The organism is Maribacter sp. (assembly GCF_016744255.1).
Classification (GTDB): Bacteria; Bacteroidota; Bacteroidia; order Flavobacteriales; family Flavobacteriaceae; genus Maribacter_B.
This window is the reverse complement of sequence record NZ_JADGES010000129.1, coordinates 1-8,535: the sequence shown is the minus strand read 5'-3', so window position 1 is coordinate 8,535 and position 8,535 is coordinate 1. Positions and strand designations below refer to the sequence as shown.

The 8,535-nt window shown below is 31.6% G+C and carries 6 protein-coding genes; 2 read left to right on the top strand and 4 right to left on the bottom strand.

All coding sequences use genetic code 11. The features are described from left to right. Positions 1 to 2,059, top strand: a 2,059-nt coding sequence (locus tag QZZ51_RS15310; protein WP_291871242.1) for a TonB-dependent receptor, incomplete at its 5' end; no start/stop codon positions are given. An 11-nt stretch (positions 2,060 to 2,070) separates the two neighbouring features. Next, positions 2,071 to 3,594 (top strand): HmuY family protein, encoded by a 1,524-nt coding sequence (locus tag QZZ51_RS15305; RefSeq protein WP_291871240.1) that lies wholly within the window; start codon positions 2,071 to 2,073, stop codon positions 3,592 to 3,594. Positions 3,595 to 3,779: 185 nt separating this feature from the next. On the opposite strand, the gene recJ is transcribed toward QZZ51_RS15305, so the two are convergent. From recJ to QZZ51_RS15285, 4 genes are all read right to left on the bottom strand, one after another. Continuing rightward, positions 3,780 to 5,477, bottom strand: a complete 1,698-nt coding sequence (recJ, locus tag QZZ51_RS15300; protein ID WP_291871244.1) for a single-stranded-DNA-specific exonuclease RecJ — start codon at positions 5,475 to 5,477, stop codon at positions 3,780 to 3,782. Positions 5,478 to 5,553: 76 nt separating this feature from the next. After that, positions 5,554 to 5,904, bottom strand: a complete 351-nt coding sequence (locus QZZ51_RS15295; protein WP_291871238.1) for a four helix bundle protein — start codon at positions 5,902 to 5,904, stop codon at positions 5,554 to 5,556. A 69-nt stretch (positions 5,905 to 5,973) separates the two neighbouring features. Next, the gene (locus QZZ51_RS15290) at positions 5,974 to 6,402 is read right to left on the bottom strand and encodes an OsmC family protein (protein ID WP_291871236.1); all 429 of its coding nucleotides are present in this window, start codon (positions 6,400 to 6,402) and stop codon (positions 5,974 to 5,976) included. An 81-nt stretch (positions 6,403 to 6,483) separates the two neighbouring features. Continuing rightward, positions 6,484 to 8,439 (bottom strand): AAA family ATPase, encoded by a 1,956-nt coding sequence (locus QZZ51_RS15285; protein WP_291871235.1) that lies wholly within the window; start codon positions 8,437 to 8,439, stop codon positions 6,484 to 6,486. Between the last annotated feature and the right edge of the window lie 96 nt (positions 8,440 to 8,535).

Here is an 8,535-nt window from a genome sequence, read left to right as displayed (position 1 = left end):
AGAAATAACAAAGCTTAACGAAGTAATAGTTACTGGAGAAAACAAAGTAATGTCCTTGAGTAAAAAGCTTTTTTCGGTAGCAGTTATAGATAGTACCGATATTGCAAAATTTGCAGGGAATAATTTGGCAGATATACTCCAGTTTAATTTAAACATTTCGATAATACCCGATGCGGCTACTGGGAAATCTACAGTAAGTTTATTTGGTCTAGATGGTCAATATGTGAAAATACTACTCGATGGAATACCTATGGCAAGTGATAATGGTATTGGAAATAACATAGATATAACACAGATAAATTTAGAAGATGTTGAACGTGTTGAAATAATAGAGGGTGCCACAGGGGTTTTATACGGAGATAATGCAGTTGCTGGTGTTATTAATATTGTTTCCAAGAAGAATGTAAAACATAAATGGGAAATACAAACGTCATTACAAGAAGAAACGGTAGGAGATGAATACGCATGGTTTGATAGGGGTAGACATATTCAAAACATTAAACTAGGGCATACATTTAACCCAAATATATCTGCGAATATAGGAGCTTCGCGAAATGATTTTGCTGGATTTTACAATACATTTAAAGGACAGAATTATGTTAATATTGTAGATGACTTAGTTGAAAGTGATGAATTACGAGGAACAGAATGGAACCCCAAAGAACAGATTACCCTCTTTGGAAATTTAAATTTAAAAGTAAAAAACCATACATTTTTATATAAAATACAATCTTATAAAGAGATTTTAGATGTGTATAGCCATACCGTAAATGGACGTTTAGATGCATTAGGAAATGTAAACCCAACGGCAACAGATGAAATGTTTACTACTAAACGGTTGGTTAATAATTTAAATGTTTACGGCCCTTTAATAGGCAAAAGTACCTACAATTTATCCTTGTCTTTACAAACACAAAAAAGACACACCGAAGAATATGTGTATAATATTTTACAACAAGGTATAGAGGCTTACACGAAAGATGAAATAAGCCAATCTAGTGATATACTTTATTCTAAAGGTTTTGTTAGTAATCTAATTCCAGAATCCAAATGGGTTAATTTACAATTAGGCTATGAATTTACAAACCAATCAGGTTTTGACGCCATTGCATCAGGAACACAATCTACAAACACGGTTAAAAATCGTTTAGAGAATTATGACTTTTTTAGCGCAGCCGATTTTCAAATTACAAAAAAAATAGCCCTGTATCCAGGAGCTCGTTTTACTACAAACTCGCAATTTGGAAATAAATTAATATGGTCCTTATCCTCTACTTATGACTTTACTAGAAAACTAAAATTAAAAGCAGTATTTGGTTCTGCCTTTAGAGCTCCCAATTTTACAGAACTATTTTACTTTTTTGTAGACAGTAACCATAATATACAGGGAAACCCTGACCTAAAACCAGAAGATGGAGTTTCTTATTTTATTTCTCTTGAAAATATTTTTCCAATACAAAACAAAGGGTTTTTGAAGTCTTCTTTTAAAACCTATTTTTTTGATATACAAGACAAAATAGAGTTTACCGTTTCCAATGATGATGATATTCAGTTTACGTATAAAAATATTGACACCTTTAAAACTGTAGGGTTTTCCCTTGATAATAGCTTTCATTATAATAATAAATGGTCCGCTAATATAGGTGTAACGTATCGAGGGGAATCTAGCTCTGTTATAGACTTAACGAACAATTTAGATACATATCTTTGGAGTCTTAATCTAACATCTGGTCTATCCTATACCATCCCAAAATTAAGAACAACACTATCTACCTCTCTAAAATATAATGGAAAATCTCAATTATATGTGTTGGATAACAACGATGAAATTACTGTAAGACAAACCAATGCCTTTACTTGGATAGACGCTTCTATTAAAACAAATCCTTTAAAAAATTTAGAACTAACTCTTGGCGCCAGAAACCTCGCAGATATTATTAGAGTTAATGCAACAGATATAGCTACGGGAGCACATGATTCTAGCACTGGAGGATCTAGGTTGCTAGGATACGGAAGATCATACTTTATAAAAATTTTATACAATTTAAACCTTAATTAAAATTACACAAAATGAAAAAGTTATTACTATACAACGTATTGTTTACATTGCTATTACTCACATCTTGTAAAGATGATGATGAAGACAATTTTATTGATTTTTCTGTTGCTTTTACAACAGAGACTAGCAGTTTATTAGACATTGACACAAATAAAGAAATTAGTCTTACATACTCTAGAGCAGCTACGGAAGCAGGGGCTATAACAATTAATTACACTTTGGATAATGTAGTTTACGGAGAAGATTTTACGACAACTCCTTCCGGAGAAAATGGAACAATAACTTTACCAGTTACAGTAGGAGACTTAAATTCTAAAATAACTTTTACAAAGTTAAAAGATGCTATCGAAGGAACTACCAAAACTGTAACATTTACGATTAATAGTTTTGATCAAACCGAATGGGTAAAAGGAAAGACAGCATCTTCTTTACTAAGTTTTACACCAACAGCATCTATAGGCGGTGTTATAGATATAGCATTAGGAGGACCTACAGAACCAAACCAGGTGTATCTAGATTTAAGTACTGGGCAACAAAAAGTGGTGAAAAGAGACACCTGGGAGATAGGTTTATATAATGGTGCTGAAAATGCAGTATTCTTAAATTCCGCATTAAGAGTTTCAGCTGCAGAATTAAAAGGGATTACAGATTTAAATGCTATTACTAAAGAAACAGTATTAACTTCTCCTTTAACTTTATTTTCATCTGGTAATTCAGTAGAAATAACAACAGTAGAAGAACTACTTGAAGGACTTCCTGTTACATATGCACAGTATTCAAATGCTGACAAAGGGTATGTTTTTTTAGACTCTAAAGATGGGCAATTAGATGGAACTGCATTTTCTACTATTTCTACCACAGCAGAAGATAACAATGTATATATTGTAGGTATGGGATATGAGATTCCTGTAAGTGATACTCCGACAGATGATGGAAGTATTAAAACTAGTGGAGAATATAATGGGTTTTTAAAAGTACGTATACTAACAGATGGAAATAGTTATACTATACAATATGCAGAACTAGATGCCACTACTTTTAATGAAGTAACTATAAATAAAGATAGTTCAAAACTAGTAACGGCTATTAATTTAACTACAGGAGTAGCTGTAGATGTACAGCCAGCTACAGAAAATTGGGACATTAACTTTACGGGTGTATTTTCTACTTATAGTAGAGGATCTGGGGTAACGTATTCAGATTATTCGTTGCATAACACATTAGGGAACGTAAGCTTATACCAACAAACATTATATACTATAGATAGGGATACTAAAGAAAGAACGGATTACCCTATTCCAAGTTATACAGATTTTACAGCTAGTGATGTAGACGAATCGTTGTTAGTTAGTAATGATCACAGCATTATTGGTAGTGGTTGGAGAAATGCTTTTAGCTCACCACCCAGTGTTAGAGATGACCGTTATTTTGTTTTAAAAGATGCAGCAGGTAATTTTTATAAAATAAAATTTACAGCAGTATTAAATAGTGAAGGGCAAAGAGGGTATCCACAGTTTATATACGAGAAATTGTAATTTAAAATAAAACACTATCCATTAATTTCTTGTTGAGTTTGAGTTGTTAGACCCATGTTTTAAAACATGGGTCTTTTATTGTTTTTAGATAGGTGTTTTTTCAGAAAAACTACTGGATTTATACATTTTAAATTTTATAAATTAATAACTACTGGTTATCAAATTACAAAAATCAATACCCTTTGTTATTTTATATCTCTGATTTTCAATTGTAAAGAACAATTTCCCTGCCATTCGTTCTCATCAATAGAAAAAACTGCACTAAAAGAGTGTTCTTTGACAGTAGATAATTTATTTCCTAAATTAAAGCCTATACCGTTAATTTTTTGGCTATTCCCAGACGCTAAATTTTGAAAAATAGAGCACTTTAAGTGACTTTCGTCTGCACCGACACCTTTGGCGTAACCTGAATCTTTTACATTTTCTGCCATAAAAACTGGTGTCATATTTCCTGGTCCAAAAGGCTCGAACTGGCGAATAATTCGCATTAATTTAGGTGTTATTTTTGCAAAATCTATCCTAGAATTTACATTAATTTCTGGGGTCAATAAATTGGAATCTATCGTTTGGGAAACTACTTCCTCAAATTTTGTTTTAAAAGCATCATATTGCGATTCTAAAAGTGTTAATCCGGCTGCATATTTATGTCCCCCAAATTGCTCTATAAATTCCGAGCTTGCTTCCAAAGCATTATATACATCGAACCCTTTTACAGATCGTGCAGAGGCTGCCAATTTTTCGCCACTCTTTGTAAAAACTAAAGTAGGTCTGTAATACGTTTCGGTTAATCTAGACGCTACAATACCAATAACTCCTTTATGCCAAGTATCTTTATAAACTACGGAAGTAAATTTTTCTTCCTCTCCATTATCTATAATTTGTTGTAAAGCTTCTTTGGTAATTTCTTTATCTAAGTTCTTTCTATCCAAATTGTACTTTTCAATTTCGCCAGCAAACTTCTCTGCTTGCTCTACATTTGTTTCCGTTAGTAGATTTACCGCATGCTGTCCATGCTTCATTCTTCCTGCAGCATTTATTCTAGGAGCAATTACAAAAACAACATCTGTAATGGTTAGCTTTTGTTTCTTCGTTTGCGCAATAATAGCTTGGAAACCGACTCTTGGATTGCTATTTATAACTTTAAGACCGTAATAGGCCAAAACTCTATTCTCGCCTGTTATAGGAACAATATCTGCTCCTATAGCTGTAGCAACCAAATCTAAATATGGTATTAAATCGTCTATCGTTTGGTTATTGTTTACAGCCAATGCCTGTATTAATTTAAAACCAACGCCACAACCACAAAGTTCATCATAAGGATAGTTACAATCTTCTCTTTTGGCATCTAAAACAGCTACCGCATTTGGCAATTTTTTTCCTGGTCGGTGATGGTCACAAATAATAAAATCTATACCTTTATCGTGAGCATATGCCACTTTATCTATAGCTTTTACTCCACAATCTAGCGTTATAATTAGGCTAAAATCATTGTCTTCCGCAAAATCTATTCCCATATAAGAAACACCGTAACCTTCCCCATATCTATCTGGAATATAGGTAGCAACATTGGGGTAATAGGTTAAAAGATAGGAGGAAACTAAAGCTACTGAAGTAGTGCCATCCACATCATAATCGCCGAATACCAATATGTTTTCGTTATTTGTAATGGCCTTCTCAATACGTTCTACCGCAATATCCATGTCCTTCATTAAAAAGGGGTCATGCAAATCGGATAATTGTGGTCTAAAAAAAGTTCTGGCTTCTTCGTATGTAGAAATTCCCCTTTGTAAAAGTAGTTCTGCAACTATGTCTTCTACTTTTAAAGAAGCTGCTAGTGCACTAATTTCTTCTTGTTTTGGTTTTGGTTTAATAGTCCAGCGCATTCCTTTGTTTAAGTTCAAAAATGTAAGTACAAGTGTCAAGTTCAATTTTATAGCCCAAAAATTGAGGCATTATACTTTACTTCTTGTTTTTTATAATGGTTGCTATTATTCGTATCAATTGTTCTATTTCATCTAATAACTTAGCTCTATCCAATTCATTACCATAAGCAACCTTATTCAGAATTCTTAGGTTTACTCTCGATTCTTTTAGTTCTTTAAGAGATAGGCTTGCTTTATGAATATAATCTTTTGATGTATTTGTTCCTTGTGCTTCTCCAAAATTTAAAGCTGAACTTCCTGCGGAACGCAATAATTGATTACCATAATACTGACCTGTCATATCGCTTGGCAAACCTTTAGTAAATAAAACAACCATAGCCGCCATATCTACAAGTCTATCTTCAATATCAAACTTCTTTTCTGACATCACTTAAATTGTTTGTCGGCTTTTTCTTTTTGTGCTTGAACTTGTTTTTTTGAACTTGAATTTACTATTTTATTGATGGTGAAAAACCGTTTTAATTTCCATGGTAGCAAACTGACGGAACATTTCCATAACACCACAATACTTTTCTACAGAAAGGTCTACGGCGCGTTGCAATTTATTTTCATTTAGGTCTTTTCCTGTAAAATGATATTCTACTGTAACTGCATTGTAAAATTTTGGGTGCTCATCCGTAAGGTTTGCAATAGTTTCTATCTGAAACTCTGCTACATCTAACTTCATCTTTTTTATAAGTGCTGCTACGTCTAAGCCAGAACAGCCTGCTAAAGAACTTAGCATTAAAGCTTTGGGTCTATAGCCACTACCATCACCCCCATCTTCTTTTGCTATATCTATTTTTAGGCTGTGTCCCGATGGGTTATCGCTTTCAAAAGCCATATTACCCAACCATTTTGTTATTACTTTATTTGTTGTACTCATATTTATATCTTGTTTTCTGTGTTATTCAAAAATACGATTTCTGAATAGATACTAGAAAGAAGAAAAACTAGATGTTAGACATTAGCTTTTGATAAACTTATATAATTTCTCTATAAGGTTCTTTAATGTATCATTGTCCTCTATTAATTCTTCATACGTAATTTCAGAATTAATAAAAAAGTCGCATAAACTAATCTTATAAGTATTTTTTAAAGTTCCCGATTCGTCTTTGAAAGCCTTTTGTGATTTAAGACGAACCCCTGATTCTTTAAGTAAATTCTTATAGAATTCTCCTAAGTCAACTTTATCATATTCCTTTTTATTAAAATCTATACCCTCTACTTTTGTAATGTTTTCTTCTCCCTTAACTAGTTTTTTAATAAAGCTTTTAACTGTAACTTTCGGAAGTAGGTTTTCTATTTCTTTTAATTCTGTATTTTGATATTGAAAATTATCATTATCCTTTGATAAATTTTCTAACAACACTCTTCGCTTACCTTTTTTCGTTGTTTTATTAGCAGCATCTTCATCTGCTAAAAGATAAATGCGATTTGACAAAGCAAAAGAGTTAATTTTTTCTCTTACCTCTTCCTCAAAATTCTTATCATCAAATAAGTAATGTGCTATTAAATTTCCTCCATATTCAAAAAAGGCAAAATCTATATCTTCTTTTAAATAAGGTAAATCTTCATTTTCACAATATAATTTTAAAAATCTAGAAAGGTATTTTCTATCGGTAGGTCCTTCTACCCATAAAGAAGTATTAGAAAGAAAAACTGAAGAGGTATTTACTCCTAGCTCATCTAGAACATCTTTATCTGGTTTTACTCCAGTTTTTATGGTATGATAATTTTCCTTTTCTTTTTTAAATTGAAATATTGCAGTTTTATCACTATGAATACTTAAATCTAAAAAATGATTAGAATGTGTAGTAAAAAAATATCTATGGTTTTTATCTTTTAAAAAATCATTATCTAATAATGTTTCTATAAATATTCTCTGAAAGCCTGGGTGCAAATTGGTTTCAGGCTCTTCAATAAAAAACCAAGTTTTAGAGTTTGCCGTATAAATAGGATATAACAATAAAATAATAGCTTGAATACCATCCCCAATCTCATTAATTGCTCTATGACTCTCATCATCAATTCTTATTAATAAAATATTGCTTTTTTTTAAATCGGGAACCAACTCTATCTCTGAACCATTAAAAAAATTATTGCCTAAAAAAATTTCGAATTCTCTTAAGTCTTGACTTCTTCCAGAATTTCTAACTTCCAATACTTCATCATACAGTTCAAGACCAGTAAATATGTCTTGATATGAGTCTTTTTGAACTTTCAAATGCTTAATTGCTAAACTGCTCAAATTGTTTTTTTCTAATTGGTCACATTTAAGCAAAGATCTCAAAGGGGGAATATATATTTTATAACTACAATAATTAATGTGCCAGAATTCTAACTCTTTAATTAACTGTTCTATTTTAGTTTCAAAATCTAGATATAAAAATTTTACTTTTTTAGTTTTAAAAAGCATTTCCCTTTTTTTACATCCATCTAGGAAATCGAAATAACTACTTCTATTTTCTACAAAATTACATAGTAAATCATGTGCAAATTTATACCCTTCATTTCTACGGATATTAAACTTTTCCATAGAATCCCACAAAAAATTTGTTACTTGAAGATAGGCTTCGTTTTCTTTATCATTCTTAAAGGTAATATTAAAAAATTCATGGTCAGAAAGTTGATCCATTAAACGACTTATTGGAATATTGTTATACGATTCTAATATTATATTAAAGGTGTTAAAAAACCCTCTTAAAAATCTACTTTTTCCACTATTGTTAGCTCCAACTAAAAAATTAACAGTATTAAATTTCGGTATTTCTTCAAAAGAACAACTTTCAATTTCTCCTATAAAAATTCCTGATGTATCTTTTCTTAATGGTATATCTTCATCTCTATTTCTTGTATTAGAAGCCAAAAAATAAGATGGAGCTTTAAACTGAGATGGAGCCTTTTTATAGTCCTCAAACAATAGCGTCCTAAACGCTTAAAAAAGAGAAAGGGAGTTTTGTTCCTCAAAGTTACCTTTGTGGTGCAACACAAAAAGCACCTTTCTCAGATGATAAAT

Excerpts from the sequence above, each read along its gene's own strand:
- QZZ51_RS15305 (WP_291871240.1), top strand. The coding sequence starts at position 2,071 with ATGAAAAAGTTATTACTATACAACGTATTGTTTACATTGCTATTACTC.
- recJ (WP_291871244.1), bottom strand. The coding sequence starts at position 5,477 with ATGCGCTGGACTATTAAACCAAAACCAAAACAAGAAGAAATTAGTGCA.
- QZZ51_RS15295 (WP_291871238.1), bottom strand. The coding sequence starts at position 5,904 with ATGTCAGAAAAGAAGTTTGATATTGAAGATAGACTTGTAGATATGGCG.
- QZZ51_RS15290 (WP_291871236.1), bottom strand. The coding sequence starts at position 6,402 with ATGAGTACAACAAATAAAGTAATAACAAAATGGTTGGGTAATATGGCT.